General features: G+C 63.5%; 19 protein-coding genes. 11 read left to right on the forward strand and 8 right to left on the reverse strand.

All coding sequences use genetic code 11. From position 1 onward, the window contains the following. Positions 1-16: 16 nt before the first annotated feature. Positions 17-1,450: an AarF/UbiB family protein gene (locus GV035_RS00705; RefSeq protein WP_159832634.1), complete on the forward strand. Its 1,434-nt coding sequence runs from the start codon at positions 17-19 to the stop codon at positions 1,448-1,450. Between the two features lie 3 nt (positions 1,451-1,453). On the opposite strand, the gene GV035_RS00710 is transcribed toward GV035_RS00705, so the two are convergent. The 8 genes from GV035_RS00710 to cyoA all read right to left on the reverse strand — a co-directional run bounded on the left by GV035_RS00710 (position 1,454) and on the right by cyoA (position 8,942). Next, positions 1,454-2,251: an IclR family transcriptional regulator gene (locus GV035_RS00710; RefSeq protein WP_159832635.1), complete on the reverse strand. Its 798-nt coding sequence runs from the start codon at positions 2,249-2,251 to the stop codon at positions 1,454-1,456. A gap of 47 nt (positions 2,252-2,298) precedes the next feature. Continuing rightward, positions 2,299-3,027, reverse strand: a complete 729-nt coding sequence (locus tag GV035_RS00715) for an SDR family NAD(P)-dependent oxidoreductase (RefSeq protein WP_159832636.1) — start codon at positions 3,025-3,027, stop codon at positions 2,299-2,301. 17 nt (positions 3,028-3,044) lie between these two features. Continuing rightward, positions 3,045-4,346, reverse strand: coding sequence for an MFS transporter (locus tag GV035_RS00720; RefSeq protein WP_159832637.1), 1,302 nt, complete (start codon positions 4,344-4,346; stop codon positions 3,045-3,047). Between the two features lie 68 nt (positions 4,347-4,414). Further along, a complete protein-coding gene (locus GV035_RS00725; protein ID WP_159832638.1) occupies positions 4,415-4,942 on the reverse strand; it encodes a 2,4'-dihydroxyacetophenone dioxygenase family protein in 528 nt (175 codons plus the stop codon). A gap of 164 nt (positions 4,943-5,106) precedes the next feature. Further along, the gene (cyoD, locus tag GV035_RS00730; protein WP_159832639.1) at positions 5,107-5,439 is read right to left on the reverse strand and encodes a cytochrome o ubiquinol oxidase subunit IV; all 333 of its coding nucleotides are present in this window, start codon (positions 5,437-5,439) and stop codon (positions 5,107-5,109) included. Then, positions 5,439-6,044, reverse strand: a complete 606-nt coding sequence (gene cyoC / locus GV035_RS00735) for a cytochrome o ubiquinol oxidase subunit III (RefSeq protein WP_159832640.1) — start codon at positions 6,042-6,044, stop codon at positions 5,439-5,441. Before cyoC ends, cyoD begins: the two co-directional genes overlap by 1 nt. Then, positions 6,045-8,054 carry a cytochrome o ubiquinol oxidase subunit I gene (cyoB, locus tag GV035_RS00740; protein WP_159832641.1) on the reverse strand — a complete coding sequence of 670 codons (2,010 nt, stop codon included), beginning with the start codon at positions 8,052-8,054 and terminating at the stop codon, positions 6,045-6,047. A 3-nt stretch (positions 8,055-8,057) separates the two neighbouring features. Further along, positions 8,058-8,942, reverse strand: a complete 885-nt coding sequence (cyoA, locus tag GV035_RS00745; RefSeq protein ID WP_159832642.1) for a ubiquinol oxidase subunit II — start codon at positions 8,940-8,942, stop codon at positions 8,058-8,060. Here cyoA and GV035_RS29000 point away from each other — a divergent pair. The 10 genes from GV035_RS29000 to GV035_RS29895 all read left to right on the forward strand — a co-directional run bounded on the left by GV035_RS29000 (position 8,909) and on the right by GV035_RS29895 (position 21,134). Next, complete coding sequence (locus GV035_RS29000) at positions 8,909-9,145, forward strand: hypothetical protein (RefSeq protein WP_201303960.1); 237 nt, start codon at positions 8,909-8,911, stop codon at positions 9,143-9,145. The genes cyoA and GV035_RS29000 overlap by 34 nt on opposite strands. Positions 9,146-9,373: 228 nt before the next feature. After that, the gene (locus GV035_RS00750; RefSeq protein WP_159832643.1) at positions 9,374-10,117 is read left to right on the forward strand and encodes a hypothetical protein; all 744 of its coding nucleotides are present in this window, start codon (positions 9,374-9,376) and stop codon (positions 10,115-10,117) included. Positions 10,118-10,249: 132 nt separating this feature from the next. Continuing rightward, positions 10,250-11,515, forward strand: a complete 1,266-nt coding sequence (locus GV035_RS00755; RefSeq protein ID WP_201303879.1) for an MFS transporter — start codon at positions 10,250-10,252, stop codon at positions 11,513-11,515. Between the two features lie 54 nt (positions 11,516-11,569). Next, complete coding sequence (locus GV035_RS00760; RefSeq protein ID WP_159832644.1) at positions 11,570-12,955, forward strand: NarK family nitrate/nitrite MFS transporter; 1,386 nt, start codon at positions 11,570-11,572, stop codon at positions 12,953-12,955. Between the two features lie 187 nt (positions 12,956-13,142). Continuing rightward, the gene (locus GV035_RS00765; protein WP_159832645.1) at positions 13,143-16,850 is read left to right on the forward strand and encodes a nitrate reductase subunit alpha; all 3,708 of its coding nucleotides are present in this window, start codon (positions 13,143-13,145) and stop codon (positions 16,848-16,850) included. Further along, positions 16,847-18,391 (forward strand): nitrate reductase subunit beta, encoded by a 1,545-nt coding sequence (gene narH / locus GV035_RS00770; protein ID WP_159832646.1) that lies wholly within the window; start codon positions 16,847-16,849, stop codon positions 18,389-18,391. Before GV035_RS00765 ends, narH begins: the two co-directional genes overlap by 4 nt. Positions 18,392-18,404: 13 nt before the next feature. Next, entirely contained in the window at positions 18,405-19,088 is a 684-nt protein-coding gene (narJ, locus tag GV035_RS00775; protein WP_159832647.1) for a nitrate reductase molybdenum cofactor assembly chaperone, read from the forward strand. Further along, the gene (gene narI, locus GV035_RS00780; RefSeq protein ID WP_159832648.1) at positions 19,085-19,759 is read left to right on the forward strand and encodes a respiratory nitrate reductase subunit gamma; all 675 of its coding nucleotides are present in this window, start codon (positions 19,085-19,087) and stop codon (positions 19,757-19,759) included. Before narJ ends, narI begins: the two co-directional genes overlap by 4 nt. A gap of 2 nt (positions 19,760-19,761) precedes the next feature. Continuing rightward, the gene (locus GV035_RS29890) at positions 19,762-20,574 is read left to right on the forward strand and encodes a type IV pili methyl-accepting chemotaxis transducer N-terminal domain-containing protein (RefSeq protein WP_442859507.1); all 813 of its coding nucleotides are present in this window, start codon (positions 19,762-19,764) and stop codon (positions 20,572-20,574) included. A 14-nt stretch (positions 20,575-20,588) separates the two neighbouring features. Continuing rightward, on the forward strand, positions 20,589-21,134 hold the full coding sequence (locus tag GV035_RS29895) for a sensor histidine kinase (protein WP_442859508.1): 546 nt from the start codon (positions 20,589-20,591) through the stop codon (positions 21,132-21,134). Positions 21,135-21,165: the final 31 nt, after the last annotated feature.

Here is a 21,165-nt window from a genome sequence, read left to right on the forward strand (position 1 = left end):
CCCACAGAGACCAAATTTGCCGATCCGACGACTCGCGACGCTCTGGCGTCTTGGCAGGGCGTTCGTCCGCGAAAGCCATTCGAACGGCGACGGCGCGTCGATGCAGCGCATCGCGCGCTTTTTCGCGTTGCACGGCGCGCGGGCCGCGCCGCTCGCGGGCGGCGTGCCGGCGCTGCGGCAGTTGCCGCGCGTGTTCTCGCTGGCATCGGGCGCGCTCACGCGGCATCCGGCGCTCGCCGAGGCCGCCGTGCGCGTGGCGCTCTCCGAAATGGACGGGCTCTTCGCACCGTACGACGCCGCGCAATTTCGCAGCGCGTGCGCCATCGCGTTCGCGGCCGCGCCGCGTGCCGAGATCACGCAGATCAGCGCATCGCCGCTGCGCTCGGGCATCGCGGAGCAAACCCACGCGGCGCGCCTCGACGGCGCGCCGGTCCGCATCACGCTGCTTCGCGCCGATGCCCGCCAGGAACTCGCCGACGATCTCGACCTCGCGCTGGCCGCCGCGCGCTTCGCGGAGCGGCGTTCCGCGACGGCGCGCGAGTTGCAGGCGGTGCAGTGGCTGACTCGCGTGCGCGAAAGCGTGAATTCGATGATCGACCTGCGCCAGCGCGCCGCCGATCAGAGCTATCTGCGCTACCGCCTGCGCGAAGACAACCGGCTGGCGGTGCCCGAAGTGCTCTGGGATTTTTGCAACGACGCCGTGCTGACGACGCGTGCAATCGGAACCGTGCCGCTGTCGGACGGCCACGCGCTCGCGTCGCATGGTTTGCAACAGGCGGATCTCGTCGCGACGTTGATCGAAGCGTTCTTCGAAATGGCGCTCGGGCAGGGCGTGTACCACGCGGGGCTGGATGCGGCGGGCGCGCGGGTCAGCATCGAGCCGGACACGCGCGGCCGGATCGTGCTCGAAGCCGACAATCCGATATCGTTTTTCGCCGCGCATGAGCGCGATTTCATTGTCGGCGTGTCCAATTCGCTGCTGGAAGGCGATCACAAGGCGGCGGCGCGCACGCATCTCGAACACGGGCGGCCGGAGCACCATGCGGCGCATCACGAAGTGCGCGTCGAATCGACGTATCGCCGCGAGGCTGAGCGGTTTTCATCGCCGGATGCGCGGCAGGGCGCGCACGTCTCGCATTTGTTCGATGCGATCGGCAAGGCGCCCGCCGAGCACATGTTCAGCGCGGCGCACGGACGGATCGCATCGCGGGCGATGCTGCTGTCGCGCTCGGTCGAGACGATCGAGCGCATGGCGCACACGGTCGCGCCGGATGTCGATGTCTGGAAGATCGCGCGACGCGTGATTGCGCGGCTCGCGGCTGACCAGTTCGGCTGCCACGGTCTGCTCGCGCATCTGGCGCATGAGGCGACGCAGTGGCCGCAACTGCTGCCGCGCCTGCCGACGCTCATCGCCAGGCGCGCGGGGGCGTCGCAAGGCAACGCGTTCTGACGCTCAGCGCGTGCCGGGACTCATCCGCTCGGCGATCGCGCGGCACGCAGCCTGGAGCGGCGCGACGTAGGTTTCCATCGGCGTGGCGCTTTTTCTGAAGAGCGGAATGCTCACGCTGACGCAGCCGATCGGCGCGCCGTCCGCGCCGACGATCGCGCTGCCGTAGCAGAAAATCTGCGCTTCGTTCTCCTCGCGGTCTTCGGCATAGCCGCGCGTCTGGCACGCGTCCAGTTCGGCATCGAGCGCGCTGCGCTCGACGATGGTATTCGGCGTGAATGGCTGGAACGGGATGCCTTGCAGGAGCGCATCGCGTTCGGCGTGCGCGAGCGTCGAGAGATACGCCTTGCCGACCGAGCTCGAATACAGCGTGACGCGCGTGCCGATGCGCGACGCCATGCGCACCGCGTGCGGGCTTTCGAGCTTCTCGACATACACCATTTCGGCGCCGCTTCTCACCGCGAGATGCACGGTTTCCTGCGTGGCGTCGCGCAGCGTCTGCAACGCGTCGGCGGCGGCGATGCGCAAGTCCGACCGCTCCCAGCTTCGGCTCGCGAGCGACATCAGGCGCGGGCCGAGCGCGTAGCAGCCGCCGCGCGTACTTTCGACGACCAGCCCTTCGGCCATCAACGCGCCGACGATGCGGTACACGGTTGGGCGCGGATAGCCGCTTTGCGTCGTCAGTCGCGCGATGGTCGGCGGCTCGGCGGCATCGGCGATGAGTTGAAGCACCGCCATGAACTTCGAGAACGCGGCAGTGCCGGTCGCGCGGGCGGCGTCGAGAGAGGCGGAATCGGCGGACATGATCGGACTCGGGAGCGGCGGCGCGGCGATTATATCGGCGCTCGCGTTCACGCCACGAGATAGCCGCCGTCGACCGGCACGATGGCGCCCGTCATGAACGCCGCCGCCGGCGACGCCAGGAACGCGACGACGCGCGCCACGTCCTCCGGCACGCCCCAGCGTTTCATCGGCGTGCGCTCGAGAATGACCTGCGAGCGGCCGCCGTCGTCCTGAAGCGCCTGCGTGAGCGGCGTCGCGATCCAGCCGGGCGCGACCGCGTTCACGCGAATGCCGTCGGCCGCGTACGCGATGGCGAGCGACTTCGTCAACTGCGCGACGCCGCCCTTGCTCGCGCTGTACGCGGGCACGAGGCCGCCGCCGAAGAACGTCAGCATCGACGCCGTGTTCACGATGCTGCCGCCGCTTTTCGCGAGCAATCCGCGCGCGGCGGCGCACAGGCGCATCGTGCCGCTGAGATTCACGGCGATCACGCGCTCGAAGGTCTCGATGTCGTGCTCGTCGCCGCGCTTGATCATGCCCGCGCAGTTCACGAGCACGTCGAGCGCATCGAGGCGATTCATGAGATCGGCGGTGCTGGCGGCATCCGCGACATCGAGCGCGGCGACTTCGATGCCGCCGCCGAGCGCGTCGCGCTGCGCATCCGTCGGCGCGAGGCCCGCCGCGATCACGCGCGCGCCGAGCGCCGCGAACTGCTGTGCGACGCCCGCGCCGATGCCCTGCGTGCCGCCCGTGACGACGACGGTCTTGCCTTTGAAGAGATCAGTCTGAAAAGTCATATCGCTCATCCTCACGCTCACACGACAGGAACAGCGGACGCCGGCTGCTCGGCATCCTGAATCGGCACCCGCACGACAAACATATAGACGAGCGCGGCTGCGAACGCGACGCCCGCGCTGATGAGGAACGCGTTGACGAACGAATGCGTCTTGTCGACAACGAGCCCCGTGATGAACGGCGCGAACGATCCGCCGAAATAGCCGCCGAAGTTCTGAATGCTGCCCAGCGACGCCACCATGTGACGGGGTGCCGCCACCGAGACGAGCGCCCACGCCGCGCCGCTCGCCATGTTGACGAAGAACATCGCCGCCGAGAGGTACGTGATCGCGAGCGCGAGGTTCGGCGTGAACGCGGCGGGCACCGTGAACAGCGCCGCGCCGATCAGACCGGTGCAGATCGGCCATTTGCGGCTGCGGATCGGGGCGACGCCGCGCGCCATGAGTCCATCGGCGATGAAGCCCGACGAGAGCATGCCGAGCGTGCCCGCGAGATACGGAATGGACACGATCCAGCCCGTCTTCGCGATAGTCAGATGCCGCTCATGTTCGAGATACGCGGGCAGCCACGTGAGATACAGCCACACCATGTAGATCACGCCCATGAAGCCGAAGATCATGCCCCACGTGGTCGCCTTGCCGAACAGCCCGCGCCATTCCGCGAAGCTCATGCTGCGTTCCCTGCGCTGCGCGGGTTCGCCTTCGGTCAGATGCGCGATTTCCTGCGGCTCCAGCGCGACATCCTTCCGGTTGCGATACACGATGTACCAGCCGATCGCTACCGCAATGCCGAGCACGCCCATGATGACGAACATGTTGCGCCAGCCGAAGTTGAGCAGCAACACGGTGAGAATCGGCGGCGCGAGCGCAGGGCCGATGGTCGACGACGTGACGAAGATGCCGGTCGGCTTGCCGCGCTCGTGTTGCGCGAACCATTCCGACACGACCTTCGCGCCGGCCGGAAACTGCGGCGCCTCGCCGATGCCGAGCGCGATCCGCGCACCCAGAAACTGATGCAGGTTCGTGACGAGGCCGCCGAACAACTGCGCAACCGACCAGACGAACATGCCGAGACCGAGCATGATGCGCGCGCCGAAGCGGTCGAGCATCACGCCGATGGGCAATTGCGAGAACGCATACGCGAACGAGAACGCGGAGAGCAGCAGACCCATCTGCGATGCGGAGAGCCCGAGTTCCTGCGTGACGGAATGATTGGCGATGGACAGCGTGCTGCGGTCCAGATAATTCACGATCCCGGCGAGCGTCAGGAACGTGAGCGCGATCCACTGAATGCGCTTGATGCGCGGCGATTTACTCTGCATGGTGTCTCCCCGAATGCGCTTCTGCGAGGCTTCGGTTGCATGTTGATTTGGCTGTTTTCGCGGACGAACTAGCGAATGAACTGATCGAGGAAATCCGCGCCCAGCCCGACCGATTCGTAGTGCTTCCGGCACATGTCGACCTTGGTGAATACGTCTTCGTAGCCGGTGTAGTTGCCGTACGGATCGCAATAGAACATGACGCCGTTCACCTGGAAGTACGTGATCATCTCTTCGACGTCTTCCGGCACGTACAGCGTGTGCGTTTCGCCGGGCGGCTCGAAGACATAGCTGCCTTCGGTTGCGACCCAGTCGTGCTCCAGATATCGCCAGCGGCCCTTCAGCACCATGCCGTGCACGGCCTGCGGATGACGATGCCGCGACAGCACGCCGGATTTGCGCACGCGCAGCAGGTTCATCCAGTAGCCGGTGGACACGTTCAGGCAGAGCGGGCGAAACCAGACGTTCTCAGCCTGCGGAACCCATTCGCGCTCGTCGGTCGGAATCGCGTGGCCGATCACGATCTCCTTTTGCGCTTCCTTTGGATTGGGATATTGGTACGGCGTCATGGCGTCCGCCGACGGTTTGGGTGCGGGCATCGCGTCTCCTATGTCCATAATGTGGATCGTGCAATCAAATTATGGACAAATGGTCGCGCCGCTTTAAGCAATTGTCAAGATTTGTCAGCGGCTTCCGAAATGCGCGAACGAAAAAAAAGCGGGCCCGAATCCGGACCCGCCTTACTTCGCCGGTGCGCTGCGCGTTATCGCGCCATCATCAGCATGTGGACGTTGTGCATGACCCACACCGTACCGACGACGATCACGAGCGACATCAGGATCGTGTAGGCGAACGACAGGGCGTGCCAGCGTTGTCCCTTCGACGTGTTCACGTGCAGGAAGAACACCACATGGACGACCATCTGCACGGCGGCGAGTACCGCCAGCCACACGAGCCCTTGTTCGCCCGACACCTTGCCTGCGGTCACGAGCCAGAACGAAGCCACCGTGAGGACGACGGCCAGCACGAAGCCGGCGAGATATCCGCCCACGGTGACGTGCGGAATATCGCTATGCGTTGTATGCGTATGAGCCATTAGACGACGCTCGCAAGGTAGACGAAGGAGAACACGCAAATCCAGACGATGTCGAGGAAGTGCCAGAAGAGGCTGAGACAAGCCAGCCGGCGGATCTGGCGCTCGTTCAACTCGGGCTTCTGCATGATTTGCACGGCCAGCACGACGAGCCACACGAGGCCGAGCGTGACGTGCAGACCGTGCGTGCCGACCAGCGTGAAGAACGACGACCAGAACGCGCTGCGCTGCGGGCCCGCGCCTTCAGCGATTAGATGCGCGAACTCGTGCAGTTCGAGCCACAGAAAGCCCGCGCCCAGCGCGAACGTGACGAACAGCCACGCCAGCACTGCGCCCGTCTGCTTGCGATGCGCCGAGATCATCGCGAAGCCGAACGTCAGGCTGCTCGTGAGCAGCAGGGCGGTTTCGATCGCGACATCGCGCAGATTGAAGAGATCCTTGGCCGTGGGCCCGCCCGCAAACTGGTTCGCCATCATCGCGAAGGTCGCGAAGAGGGACGCGAACAGCACGCAGTCGGTCATCAGGTAGGACCAGAAGCCGAACACCGAGTGAGACGGCTGGTGTTCGTGCTCGTGCGCGTCATGCGCGGAAAGCGTCGATTGCGACATTTACAGCACCTCCAGTTCCAGTTCGCGCCCCGCGCCGGTCTTGACGGGCGACTTCGGCGGACGGTTCCGCTCTTCGGTCGCCTTCACCGTGGCGGCGGGGATGATATAGCCGGCGTTCTCGCCGAAGCTGTAGCCGATCACGACCGCTGCGACGCCGATCAGACCGACGATAGCCAGCCACCAGATATGCCAGATCGCCGCGAAGCCGAATGCCAGCGCGAACACACCAACCAGGAAGCCGGCGCTCGTGTTCGACGGCATGTGGATGTCGCGGAACGGACGGGTTTCGACGCGGTTCGTTTCCTTCGCGTGAGCGAAGTCGTCGAGTTCACGGACGGCCGGCACATGCGCGAAGTTGTAGACCGGCGGCGGCGAGCTGATCGACCATTCGAGCGTGCGGCCGCCCCACGGGTCGCCGGTGACATCGCGATAAGCGGGCTGATTGCGGCGAATCACGCTCACCACGATCTGCGCGACCTGGAACGCCACGCCCAGCGCGATGATCCCCACGCCGCACGCCGCGACGATCAGATACGGTTGCCATGCGGGGTTGTCGTAGTGATTCAGGCGGCGCGTCATGCCCATGAAGCCGAGAATGTAGATCGGCACGAACGCGACAAAGAAGCCCACCAACCAGCAGATGAACGCGTTGCGGCCGAGCTTCTCGTCCAGCTTGAAGCCGAAGACCTTCGGCCACCAGTACTGCACGCCCGCGAAATAGCCGAACACCACGCCGCCGATGATGGCGTTGTGAAAGTGCGCGATCAGGAACAGGCTGTTGTGAAGCACGAAGTCCGCGCCCGGAATCGCGAGCATCACGCCCGTCATGCCGCCAAGCGTAAAGGTGATGATGAAGCCGATGGTCCACAGAACCGGCGTCGTGAACTGCACGCGGCCGCGGTACATCGTGAACAGCCAGTTGAAGATCTTCACGCCCGTCGGGATCGAGATGATCATGGTCATGATGCCGAAGAAGGCATTGACGTTGGCACCCGAGCCCATGGTGAAGAAGTGGTGCAGCCACACGAGGAACGACAGCACCATGATGCAGCACGTCGCCCAGACCATCGTCTTGTAGCCGAAAAGCGGCTTCTTCGAGAACGTTGACACGACTTCGGAGTAGATGCCGAACGCCGGCAGAACCAGAATGTAGACCTCGGGGTGGCCCCAGGCCCAGATCAGGTTCAGATACACCATCGGGTTGCCGCCGCCATCGTTCGTGAAGAAGTGCATGCCGAGATAGCGGTCGAGGCCGAGCAGCGCGAGCGCGACGGTCAGGATCGGGAACGTCGCCATGATGAGCACGTTCGAGCAGAACGCCGTCCACGTGAACACCGGCAGCTTCATCCACGTCATGCCGGGCGCGCGCATCTTCACGATCGTCACGAAGAAGTTCACGCCGGTGAGCAGCGTGCCGACACCGGACAACTGCAGCGCCCAGATGTAGTAATCCACGCCCACGCCCGGGCTGAACTGCGTTTCCGACAGCGGCGGATACGCGAGCCAGCCGGTCGCCGAGAACTCGCCGATGAAGAGCGACAGATTGATCAGCACCGCGGCCATCGCCGTCATCCAGAACGACAGCGAGTTGATGAACGGGAACGCGACGTCGCGCGCGCCGATCTGCAGCGGCACGACGAGATTGAAGAACGCCACGAGCAGGGCCATCGCCATGAAGAAGATCATGACGGTGCCGTGCGCCGAGAAGATCTGGTCGTAGTGATGCGGCGGCAGGAAGCCCGGCGAGTCGAGCGCGACGGCCTGCTGCGCGCGCATCATGACGGCGTCGACGAAGCCGCGCACGAGCATCAGTCCGGCGACGACCAGATACATGATGCCGATGCGCTTGTGGTCAGTCGACGTCAGGTACTCGCGCCAGAGCCAGCCCCATTTTCCGAACTTGGTGAGAGCGGCGGCCGTCCCGAGCGCCAGGACCGCCATGAGGACGGTCGCCCCCATGATGATCGGCTCGTGGTACGGGATCGCCTCAAGCGTTAATTTGCCAAACATGGCTTACCCCTTGGTTACGCAATTCGTGCCAACGGTGACATTCCCGTTGTTGTACTTGCCGACGATGTTGTTGAAGAGCTTGGGATCGACGGTCGAGAAATAGCGGACCGCGACCTTTTCACTCGGACGCGCGACGCCCGCGTAGACGTTCATGTCGAGTGCCTCCGGCGCGGTCTTGACCTTCTTGACCCACGAATCGAAGTCCGCCTGCGACAGGGCGAGGGCGCGGAATTTCATGTCGGAAAAGCCCGCGCCGCTGTAGTTCGCCGAGATGCCCGCGTAGTCGCCCGCGGAGTCGGCTTGCAGGTTCAGACGCGTCTGCATGCCCGCCATCGCGTAGATCTGGCCGCCGAGCTGCGGGATGAAGAACGAGTTCATCACGGAGTCCGACGTAATGCGGAAGCTGACCGGCGTGCCGACCGGGAACGCCACCTGATTGACGGACGCGATGCCCAGGTCCGGATAGACGAAGAGCCATTTCCAGTCGAGCGCGACGACTTCGACGTTGATTGGCTTGACCTGCGACGGAAGCGGCTTGTAGGGATCGAGTTCGTGGGTGGTCTTCCACGTCAGCACGCCGAGATACAGGATGATGACTGCGGGAATCGCCCACACGACGACCTCGATGGCCGTGGAATGCGTCCATTTCGGCGCGTAGGTGGCCTTATGGTTGGACGCGCGATAGCGCCAGGCGAAGATCAGGGTGAGCAGAATCACCGGAACGACGACGAGGAGCATCGTATAAGTCGCGGTGGCGATAAGCGAGCTTTCCGCGGCGCCGATGACGCCTTTTGAATCGAGCACCTCGAGATTGCATCCCGATAAACAGACACTGGCCAACAAACCCGATAACAATGGCGCTGCTAAACGGTGAGTATTTTCATTCATTGCATTCGCTGGTTTTTTGGATCGAAGCGTCCTGGGAAGAACGCCGTTTCACGGCGTTGCGCCGCGACGCGATCATGCCACGCGAGATTTATCGCGATGTTGCGAATCTATGGAATTTGGTCGTAAAACTCAGCATTGCGACGCTGTGTCGCGCGGGCTACGCCTTTCGAATGAAGGAGAGCTCGAAACGTTTTCGAGCATGACCGCGCGAGAGCGGAACCGGCTATTCTGCCCGCATCCCGCGATGCTTGCGAGCGTTACAAGCAGTCGATGTCGAATGCGTCAAAATTTTGCATCGCGAAGGACTTTTCTTGTCAAATGGTGTTGCGCGAGGTATCAGCGGGACGTTCAGCCGTCAGAATGCGTGGCCCGAATGGCTGCCGCGCTTTGGCCGTCATTCGGGACGACGAGATGGCCCGATACCACACCACATGAAGAAGAAACTCATCACCTTGGCTGCCAGCCTGCTGGCGCCGATGCTCGCGCACGCCGGTTGCGAAGACATGATGCAGACGTGGGCGAACACGCTGCATCCCGATAAGGCGCTCGATACCGAGCTGAGCGTCTGTGAGGCGTGGCCCGCCGATCCGGACTTGACGCTTGCCGCGCTTGCCCTTCCCGGCGACGACGCGCAATCGAACGGCGGCGCGAACGACCTGGACGTCCTCGTCGCCGACAGCGCGACCGGAGCGATCGTCGCGCATGTGTACCAGCCGGGTGCGATCAGGCGCGAGGCGGGCGGATCGACGGATATCGCACTCGACACCGCACGCTATCGACTGACGCCGACGCAGCGCGCGTTCGGCGTGCGTGTGAGCGTCGACGGATCGTCGGGGCCGAAGCCATACGGCGAGACGTCGCTGAGCCTCTATGCATTCGACGGCCAGACGCTGCGCCCCGTGCTCGACCCATTGACGGTCGCGCGGGCGAGCGGCGAATGGGACACGCGTTGCGACGGCTGGTACGACTCGACCACGCGCACGCTCTCGATGGGTGCGCCCGGCGCCGAAGGCTATGCGTCGCTCCAGATTGCCGAGAAGACGGTGCACAGCGTCTCGCGCATGGCAAAGGGCGTGTGCGTCAACAAAGACGGCGCGCCGAAGCAAAAGAATTTCACACTCGCTTACCGCAACGGACGCTACAGCGTGCCGAAGGGCTTGCAGCGTAACGGCTGATTCGCGTCCGCGCTTCGCGTCTACTCCTTTTTGAGTAGCGACCTTCCGTCGCGCTCCTCCGCCCGGCGGATAGCCGTTCGCCGCCGCGCTGCGTAATCTCGGGATGAAGTCTTTCATCACGAGGAATGGACGATGACCGTCGTCAACTCACCTGCCGCATCTTGCGCCGCGAACGATGCCACCGCGTGGCGCGTGCTCGGCGCGAGCACTTTTGCCTTCACGGTGTGCTTCGCCGTCTGGATGATCTTCGCCATCCTCGGCATTCCGCTCAAGCAGCAACTGCATCTCACGGACACCGAGTTCGGGCTGATCGCCGCGACGCCCGTGCTGACGGGGTCGCTCGCGCGGGTGCCGCTCGGCATCTGGACGGACCGCTACGGCGGCCGCCCGGTCTTCTTCTGGACGATGATCGCCACCATCGTGCCGATCTGGCTGATCGCGTATGCCACGGCGTTCTGGCAGTTCCTGCTGCTCGGGCTTTTCGTCGGCGTCGCGGGCGCGGCGTTTTCCGTCGGCACGCCGTACGTCGCCCGCTGGTTCCCGAAGTCGCGTCAAGGGCTCGCGATGGGCATCTTCGGCGCGGGCAACTCCGGCGCCGCGGTCAACAAGTTCGTTGCGCCCGTGCTGATGCTCGCGGCGGGCACGTGGACCATCGTGCCGAAGGTCTATTCGGTGGCGATGCTCGTCACGGCGCTCGTCTTCTGTCTGCTCTCGGCCACGAACCCGGCGCATCGGAGCGCGAACGCGCAGGGCTTCGTCGCGCAGTTGGGCGTGCTCAAGGACCGGCGTGTGATGCGTTATGCGCAGTACTACTCGGTCGTGTTCGGCGGCTACGTCGGTCTCTCGCTCTGGATGCCGCAGTACTACGTGACGCAATACGGCCTGCCGATCGGACATGCCGCGTTTCTCGCCGCCTGCTTTTCGCTGCCGGGCGGTGTTTTGCGCGCGCTCGGCGGCTGGATGTCGGACCGCTTCGGCGCATACCGAACGACATGGATCGTCATGTGGGTCGCGCTCGCGTGCTTCTTCCTGCTGAGCTATCCCGAGACCGATTTCACCGTTCACGCCGCGAACGGCCCGGTTGCCTTCCATATCGCCACGGGGCCGGTCGCCTACACGGTGCTGATCTTCGTGGTGGGCGTTGCCATGGCCATCGGCAAGGCGTCGGTCTTCAAGTTCATCTCGGAGGACTTCTCAGCGAACATCGGCGCCGTCTCCGGCGTTGTCGGGCTCGCGGGCGGCTTGGCGGGATTCCTTCTGCCTATTCTGTTCGGCATGCTGGTCGATCTCACGGGCGTACGCACCACCTGTTTCATGCTGATGTTCGGGGCCACCGCCGTCAGCCTCGTCTGCATGCATTTCACGTTCGAACCGCAGCGGCCCGCGCTCGCTACCTGACGCATCAAGCGCGCGGGCATTCATGAGCCGCGCGTTCAATCAAAGGCGCATCTCATGTCACGTTATCTTCTCACTCAATGGGAGCCTGAAAACACGGGCTTCTGGCGCGAGACGGGCGAATCCATCGCGCGTCGCAATTTGTGCATATCCATTCCGGCACTTATGCTGGCCTTCGCCGTCTGGTCCTTGTGGAGCGTGGTCGTCGTCAATCTGGATAAAGCCGGCTTCCATTTCTCGAAGGATCAGTTGTTCTGGCTCACCGCGTTGCCGGCCGTATCCGGCGCCACGCTGCGCATTTTCTATTCGTTCCTCGTGCCGATTTTCGGCGGACGGCGCTTCACGGCGTTCTCCACCGCGAGCCTCTTGATTCCCGCGCTCGGCATGGGGTTCGCGCTGCGCGATCCTTCCACGACGTATCCGACGCTGCTCGTGCTCGCGCTGCTCTGCGGTTTCGGCGGCGCGAATTTCAGCTCGTCGATGGCCAATATCAGCTTCTTCTATCCCAAAGCCAAGAAGGGCTTCGCGACGGGATTGAACGCGGGGATCGGCAATCTGGGCGTCTCGGTGGTGCAGTTCGTCACGCCGGTCGTCATCGCGGTGTCGGTGTTCGGGGCGCTCGGCGGCGCGGGGCAGTCGTATGTCGCGCACGGCGTCGAGCGCGGCATCTGGCTGCAAAACGCGGGCTTCGTCTGGGTGCCGTTCATCGTGGTGTCCGCGCTCGCGGCATGGTTCGGGATGAACGATATTGCGGACGCGAAGGCATCGTTCGCCGAACAGGCGGTCATCTTCAAGCGCAAGCACAACTGGCTGATGTGCCTGCTCTATATCGGCACCTTCGGGTCGTTCATCGGCTTCTCGGCAGGGCTGGCCTTGCTGACGAAAGCGGAGTTTCCTTCGGTGAATCCGACTGCCTATGCGTTCTTCGGTCCGCTCGCGGGCGCCCTGACACGGCCCGTCGGCGGCTGGATCTCTGATCGCATCGGCGGTGCGCGCGTCACGTTATGGACGTTTATCGCGATGATTGCGGTCGTCATCGGCGTGATTATTTCGCTGCCGCACGACGGCGCGCCGGGCAGCTTCGGCGGCTTCCTCGCCATGTTTATCGTGCTGTTCGCGCTGACTGGCATCGGCAACGGCTCGACGTTCCGCATGATCCCGGTCATCTTCCTCACCCAGAAGCAGCGTGAAGCCGCCGGGCGGTCCGACGTCGCGAAGAAACAGGCCGTCCACGATGCGAGCAAGGAATCCGCGGCAGTGCTCGGTTTCGCGGGCGCGATCGGCGCTTATGGCGGCTTCTTCATCCCACGTAGCTTCGGCACGTCGATCGGCGCGACAGGCTCCCCGGCCATGGCGCTGTGCTGCTTCATCGCCTTCTATGCGGTGTGCGCCGCCGTGACGTGGTGGTGCTACGCGCGACGCAACGCGCCGATGCCTTGCTGATCGCGTGGACTAGCACTAAAGGCTTAAGCGCGCCGAAAAAGACTACGCCTTCGGAAGTGCGGCTAGCCCATCTTTCGGAGGATGGGCGCGCACGCTTAACACCCCTAAACTCGACAGCAACAGACCAACATAAGCCGCCGCGCGTGCCTTTACTGGCGTACGCATGGCCGGAGAGTCGGAGAATCGGATGAGTCACTTCTTGGACCGGTTGAAGTTTATGTCCCGCGTCAAGTCCACGTTTGCAAATGGACACGGCGCGGTCGTGGAAGAGGATCGCAAGTGGGAAGACGGATATCGCAGCCGCTGGCAGCACGACAAGATCGTGCGCTCGACGCATGGCGTGAACTGCACGGGCTCGTGCTCGTGGAAGGTCTATGTCAAGAACGGGTTGATCACGTGGGAAACCCAGCAGACGGACTACCCGCGCACGCGGCCTGATCTGCCGAACCACGAGCCGCGCGGCTGTCCACGCGGTGCATCGTATAGCTGGTATGTCTACTCCGCGCAGCGCGTGAAGTACCCGCTGATTCGCGGCCGGCTCATCGAAATGTGGCGTGAGGCTCGCAAGACGCTCGATCCCGTGGCGGCGTGGGCGTCGATCTGCGAAGACCCGGCGAAGGCCAAGCGTTACAAGAGCGTGCGTGGCCTCGGCGGCTTCGTGCGCGCGGACTGGGATACGGCCACCGAGATCATCGCGGCCGCCAACGCGCATACCATCGGCAAGTACGGTCCGGATCGCGTGATCGGCTTCTCGCCGATTCCGGCGATGTCGATGGTCTCGTACGCCGCCGGCGCACGCTATCTGAGTCTGATCGGCGGCGCGTGTCTCTCGTTCTACGACTGGTACTGCGACCTGCCGCCCGCATCGCCCCAAGTCTGGGGCGAGCAGACCGACGTGCCTGAATCGGCCGACTGGTACAACTCCACCTACCTGATGGTCTGGGGCTCGAACGTGCCGCAGACGCGCACGCCGGACGCGCACTTCTATACCGAGGTGCGTTACAAGGGCACGAAGACGGTAGCGGTCTCGTCCGACTTCGGAGAGATGGTCAAGTTCGGCGACATCTGGCTCGCGCCGAAGCCGGGGACCGACGAGGCGCTCGCCATGGCGATGGGCCATGTGGTGCTCAAGGAGTTCCACGCAAGCGGCAAGTCCGCGTACTTCCGCGACTACGTGAAGCAGTACACCGACATGCCGATGCTGGTGCTGCTTCGCGAGCGCGAAGGTGCGATCGTGCCCGACCAGTTCCTGCGCGCATCGCAACTACAAGGCAATCTCGACGAGGCGAACAATCCGCAATGGAAGACGCTCGTCATCGACGACAAGACCGGCGATATCGTCGCGCCCAACGGCACCATCGGTTTCCGCTGGGGCGAACAGAACCATCAGGGCGGCGCGAAGGCGGGCCGCTGGAATCTGGAGCAAAAAGATGGCGGATCGGGCCGTGAGATCGATCCGCGGCTGTCGCTCGTCGGCGCGCACGACGATGTCGTCGATGTGAGCTTCCCATACTTCGGCAGCGAGCACGGCGCGCAGCTCGCGCGGCGCGTGCCTGTCAGACGCATGACGCTCGCGGACGGCACGAGCGTCCTTATCGCGACGGTGTACGACCTGCAGATGGCGAACTACGGCGTCGATCAGGGTCTCGGTGGCGCGAACGTCGCCACATCGTTCGACGACGACGTACCGTACACGCCCGCGTGGCAGGAGAAACACACCACGGTGCCGCGGCATCTGGTCATTCAGGTGGCGCGCGAGTTCGCGGACAACGCGGATCGCACGCACGGCAAGAGCATGGTGATCGTCGGCGCGGCGCTGAACCACTGGTATCACAACGACATGATCTATCGCGGCATCATCAACCTCTTGTTGATGTGCGGCTGTATCGGTCAGAGCGGCGGCGGCTGGGCGCACTACGTCGGGCAGGAGAAACTGCGTCCGCAGTTCGGCTGGGCGCCGCTCGCGTTCGCGCTCGACTGGTCGCGTCCCCCGCGTCAGATGAACGGCACCTCGTTCTTCTACAACCATACGAGCCAATGGCGGCACGAGAAGGTCGGCATCGAAGAGATTCTCGGTCCGGGCGCGGACAAAGCGCGCTACGCGGGCCTTTCGATGATCGACCTCAATGCCAAATCCGAGCGCATGGGGTGGCTGCCTTCCGCGCCGCAACTGGGCGCGAATCCGCTGGATGTCGTGGAGGCCGCGAAGCGCGCCGGACGCGATCCGATCGAATATACGGTCGAGCAGCTGAAATCCGGAGCATTGAAGCTCGCGTGCGACGATCCTGACAATCCCGCCAACTTCCCGCGCAACATGTTCGTGTGGCGTTCGAATATTCTCGGAAGCTCGGGCAAGGGTCACGAATATTTCCTGAAGTATCTGCTCGGCACGCAGAACGCGCTCTTCGACGACGAATCGGCCGCGATCAAGCCAGCCGACGTGAAATTGCGTCCGGCCGCCGAGGGCAAGCTCGACTTGCTGACGGTGCTCGATTTCCGCATGAGCACGACGTGTCTTTACGGCGATATCGTGCTGCCGAGCGCGACGTTCTACGAGAAGGACGACCTCAATACGTCGGACATGCATCCGTTCATCCATCCGTTGTCGGAGGCGGTGCAGCCGTTGTGGGAGAGCAAGACTGACTGGGAGATTTACAAGGCCATCGCGAAGAAGTTTTCCGAGATCGGCGGCAAGCATCTCGGCACGCGCACCGACCTCGTGACGACGCCGCTCATGCACGACACGCCGGGCGAACTCGGACAGCCCTTCGAGCCGAAGGACTGGCGCGCAGGCGAATGCGATCTGATCCCGGGCAAGACCGCGCCGGCCATGACGCTCGTCGAGCGCGACTACCGCGCCATCCACGACAAGTTCACGTCGGTCGGACCGCTGTTGGAAAAGCTCGGTAACGGGGGCAAGGGCATCAACTGGAATACGGCGCACGAGGTCCGCGAGCTTGCGACGCTGTCCGGCGACAAGAACGGCCGTCCGCGCCTCGACACGGCCGTCGACGCCGCCGAGATGATTCTCACCTTCGCCCCCGAGACGAATGGCCACGTCGCCGTGAAGGCATGGGATGCGTTGTCGACGATCACGGGCCGGGATCACACGCACCTTGCAGCCGGGCGCGAGCACGACAAGATTCGCTTTCGCGACGTGCAGGCGCAGCCGCGCAGGATTATTTCCGCACCGACATGGTCCGGTATCGAGTCGGAAGAAGTCAGCTACAACGCGGGCTATACCAACGTCCATGAGCTGATTCCATGGCGGACGCTCACGGGGCGGCAGCAGTTCTATCAGGATCACCGCTGGATGCTGGACTTCGGCGAAGGTTCGTGCGCGTACAAGCCCGCCATCGACACGAAGACCATTGCGCCGATGCTCGGAGCGAAGCCCAACGGCGAACATGAACTCGTCCTGAACTGGATCACGCCGCATCAGAAATGGGGCATCCATTCGACGTATTCCGACAACCTTCGCATGCTCACGCTGTCGCGCGGCGGCCCGCACGTGTGGGTGTCGGAAGCGGAGGCAAGGGAAGCCGGCCTTGTCGATAACGACTGGGTGGAAGTGTTCAACACGAACGGCACGTTGACGGCGCGTGTCGTGGTGAGCCAGCGCGTGCCGCGCGGCATGTGCCTCATGTATCACGCGCAGGAAAAGATCATCAACGTTCCGGGCGCGGAAATGAGCGGGATGCGAGGCGGCATCCATAACTCGGTGACGCGGACCGTGCTCAAGCCGACCCATATGATCGGCGGCTATGCGCAGCAGGCTTATGGCTTCAATTATTACGGAACGGTCGGCAGCAATCGCGACGAATACGTGATCCTGCGCAAGATGAAGAAAGTGGACTGGCTCGAAGGTCCGCCCAAGGAAGGAGCAGCATCATGAAGATCCGCGCTCAAGTGGCGATGGTCCTGAATCTGGACAAATGCATCGGTTGCCACACGTGTTCCGTCACGTGCAAGAACGTCTGGACATCGCGCGATGGCGTCGAATACGCGTGGTTCAACAACGTCGAAACGAAGCCGGGCGTCGGCTACCCGAAGGAATGGCAGAACCAGGAGAAGTGGAACGGCGGCTGGGTGCGAAGGAGCGACGGGCGCATCGAGCCGCGGCAGGGCGGCAAGCTGAAGGTGCTGGCCAACCTGTTCGCGAATCCGAACTTGCCCGCGATCGACGATTACTACGAACCTTTCACCTTCGACTACGCGCATTTGCAGAAGGCGCCACTGTCCGAAACGCCGCCGACCGCGCGCCCGGTCTCGGCCCTTACGGGCAAGAAAATGGACAAGATCCATTGGGGACCGAACTGGGAAGACGACCTCGGCGGTGAGTTCGACTCGCGCAGCCGCGACAAGCTGTTCGAGAATGTGCAAAAGGAGATGTACTCGAGCTTCGAGAACACCTTCATGATGTACCTGCCGCGTCTTTGCGAGCATTGCCTGAACCCCGCATGCGTGGCGTCGTGTCCTTCGGGGTCCGTGTACAAGCGCGAGGACGACGGCATCGTGCTCGTCGATCAGGACAAGTGTCGCGGCTGGCGTATGTGCGTGTCCGGCTGCCCGTACAAGAAGATGTACTTCAACTGGAAATCCGGCAAGGCGGAGAAGTGCGTCTTCTGCTTCCCGCGAATCGAAGCGGGACAGCCCACTGTGTGTTCAGAAACGTGCGTCGGACGTATTCGCTATCTGGGCGTCATGTTGTACGACGCGGATCGGATCGGTGAGGCTGCATCGGTCGAGCAGGCCACGGACCTGTATCAGGCGCAACTCGATCTGTTTCTCGACCCGCACGACCCGTATGTCCAGGCTGAAGCGTTGCGTCAGGGCATCGCGCAAAGCTGGCTGGATGCCGCAATGCGCTCGCCGGTTTATCGCATGGCGTGCGAGTGGAAGATCGCGTTTCCGTTGCACCCGGAATATCGCACGTTGCCGATGGTCTGGTACGTGCCGCCGCTTTCGCCCATCCAGTCCGCGGCGGATGCCGGGCACATGGGCATGAACGGCGTGATTCCGGACGTTCAGAGCTTGCGCATTCCAATGCGCTATCTGGCGAACCTGCTGACGGCGGGAGACGAAGCGCCGATCGTTTTGGCTCTCACCCGCATGCTCGCCATGCGCGCATACAAGCGCGCCCAGACGGTGCACGGCGTCGTGGACGAGACCGTCCTGCGCGACGCGGGCCTTACCGCGTCGGAAGTGGAAGCCATGTATCAACTCATGGCGATCGCCAACTACGAGGACCGCTTCGTGGTGCCGTCGTCACACAAGGAAATGGCCGAGGACAGCTTCGACGAGAAGGGCAGTTGCGGGTTCTCGCTCGGCAACGGCTGTTCGACGGGCGTTTCGGATGGCTCGCTGTTCGGGGCGCGCGCGCACGGCGAGGTCGCATTCGCGGATTTGCCGACATCGCGCAAGAAAGTCGTTTGACCGAGGAGCTACGATGTCGCCTTATCCTATTCTTTCCGCGTTGCTGGATTACCCGGAACCCGCGTTGATCGAGGCATTGCCGGAGATCGAAGCCGCGCTCGCCGAATGGCCGCAGGCGCAGGCGGACGTTTCACCGCTCATCGACAATCTGAAGGCGCGTTCACTGATCGCGCTGCAGGAGGACTACGTGGCGACTTTCGACCGCTCGCCATCGCATTCGCTGCATCTGTTTGAGCATGTGCATGGCGAGAGTCGCGATCGCGGGCAGGCAATGGTCGATCTGCTGAACGAATATCGCGGCCTTGGGTTGGATGTCACGAGCAATGAGTTGCCGGACTACGTGCCGCTTTTCCTGGAAGTGCTCGGTGTAATCGAGCCGGCCAAGGCACAGGCGCTGCTCGATGATGCCATCCACATTCTCGACGCCCTCGGCACGCGGCTCGCGAAAAGCGAGAGTCCTTACGCGGGCGTTTTTGCCGTCCTGCGCGGGCTCGCGTCCGTCGAGCCTCGGCCGCTCATGCAATCGCCCGTGCGCGACATGGACGAGGCGCTTGAAAGGTTCGGTCCCGGTCACGATGGCGTCGAGCCGCTACTCGTGCCGTCCCATCCCGCGACGATGCAGATTATCCGTTTTCATCCGCGCGGCCCCGCATCGGCGGCGGAACACCGTATATCGACCGCAAAGGAGGCGCGATGAATACGTTCTTCTTCGGCATCTATCCGTACATCGCGGCGTGCATCTTCCTCTTCGGCAGCCTCATGCGCTTCGAGCGCGAGCAGTACACGTGGAAAGCCGACAGCACGCAACTCATCGACCGCGGAAACCTGAGGCTCGGCAATATCCTGTTTCACGTCGGCATACTGGGCTTGTTCTTCGGCCATCTGGTCGGGTTGCTGACGCCAGTTGCAGTCTGGGACTGGCTCGGCGTCGCGCATAGCGTGAAGCAGGCTGTCGCGATGATCGCGGGCGGCGCGATGGGCGCTCTCTGCCTCGTGGGGCTCGCTATCCTGCTGCACCGCCGGCTGACGAGCGTGCGCCTTTCGGCACTTACGAAGACTAGCGACCGTGTGCTGCTGCTCTGGATTCTGGTTACGCTGCTTCTCGGGCTCTCGACAATCGGCGAATCTGCCGGACACCGGGATGGCGCGATGATGCTTCGTCTCATGACCTGGGCGCAACACATCGCAACCTTCAGGGGTGATGCGGCAAGCTACGTGGCGAACGCGCCGCTCCTGTTTCGAGTGCATCTCGTCATGGGTATGAGTCTCTTCGTGCTTTTCCCGTTCACGCGCCTCGTGCATGTGTGGAGCGGCTTTGCGTCGGTGACGTACGTCGCCCGCGCGTGGCAACTCGTTCGCACGCGCTGAGCATGAATCGCCGCGCGTCGTATCCGCAGCCGCGCAAGCGGCTGACCCTGCGCATCGTCCGCTTGTCGACGGTGGCGCTCATGCTCGTGCTCACCATGATCGGCGGAACGTTGTGGCTGTCCTGGCAACTGCAGGGCGCGGGCGCGGCCATCAACGATGCGGGCAGCCTGCGAATGCGCGCGAATGCCGTCGGCATCGCACTGCTCACGACTCAGCGCGACGGCGACCGCGCCGCACTCGATGCGCAGATCAGTCAGTTGAACGTCACGCTGGATCGTCTACGGCATGGCGATCCCGCGCGGCCACTGTTCCTCCCGGACGATGCCGGCATTCGCCAGAAATTCGATAACGTCGAGTATGTATGGCGCAGCCGGCTGGAGCAGGAGGCGCGCTACGCGTCGAGCGCGTCGGCGTATCTGGCGGCGCTGCCGCCGTTCGTCGCGCAGGCGGACGCGCTCGTGAGCCTGATCGAGCGCGACAATGCGCGAAAGACGGCATGGCTGCGCATGTCGCAGGTGGCGCTTGCGGCCATGTCGTGCCTGGGCGCCGTGGCCATCGTGTATCTGCTTTACGTGTGGTTTGTCGCGCCGGTTCAGCGATTGCAGGAAGGGCTCCTCCGAATCCAGAAGCGGCAGTTCGAAGCGCGGCTGCCGGTGATGACGCTCGACGAATTCGGGCAACTCGCCGCAGGCTTCAACCGCATGGCGGCTGAACTCCAGCAGCTTTATGGCGAGCTCGCCAAGCGCGTGGAGTCGAACATGGCTGAACTGGAGGCGCAGAATCGCGAACAATCGCGCAAAGCCTCAACTTTCTGAAGATGCAAGTACACATGCTCGACGCCGCGGCGACCGGCGACCGGATAGACGAAATCCGCGACATCGTGCCCTTGCTCGCGGGCGGCGTCGCTGAGAGTTACGAGGACGTGCGCGAACTGCTCATCAACTTCCGGTCGAAGCTCGGCACCGGCAAGCTGAAGTTCGCGGTCGAGACCACCGTTGACCGCTTCAGATCGCAGTCCGGCATACCGGTCGCACTGGATTATCGCGAGGCGGGCGGCCCACCGCTGGCGGCCGATCATCAGTTGCAGATTCTTTTCGTTTTGCAGGAGGCGCTCTCTAACATACGCAAGCATGCGGAAGCAACTGAGGTTCGTGTGACGATTGTCAACGAAAGCGAATTCAGGCTCCTTGTTGAGGACGATGGCCAAGGCTACGATCTGGCAGAGATGGGCGCGCTGGACGAAAGACACGTAGGTTTTCACATCATGCGCGAACGGGCCGAGCGGTTGTCGGCGACCTTGCGCTTGACCGGCATGCCGGGGCGTGGCGCGCGCGTTGAGCTTGTTCTTCCGCCTCATGCCCGTCAGGCTGTCTGACGCATCGCGCTTCATCTGTCGTCCCGGTTTT

It is taken from the genome of Burkholderia sp. 8Y, assembly GCF_902506145.1.
Lineage (GTDB): Bacteria > Pseudomonadota > Gammaproteobacteria > Burkholderiales > Burkholderiaceae > Caballeronia.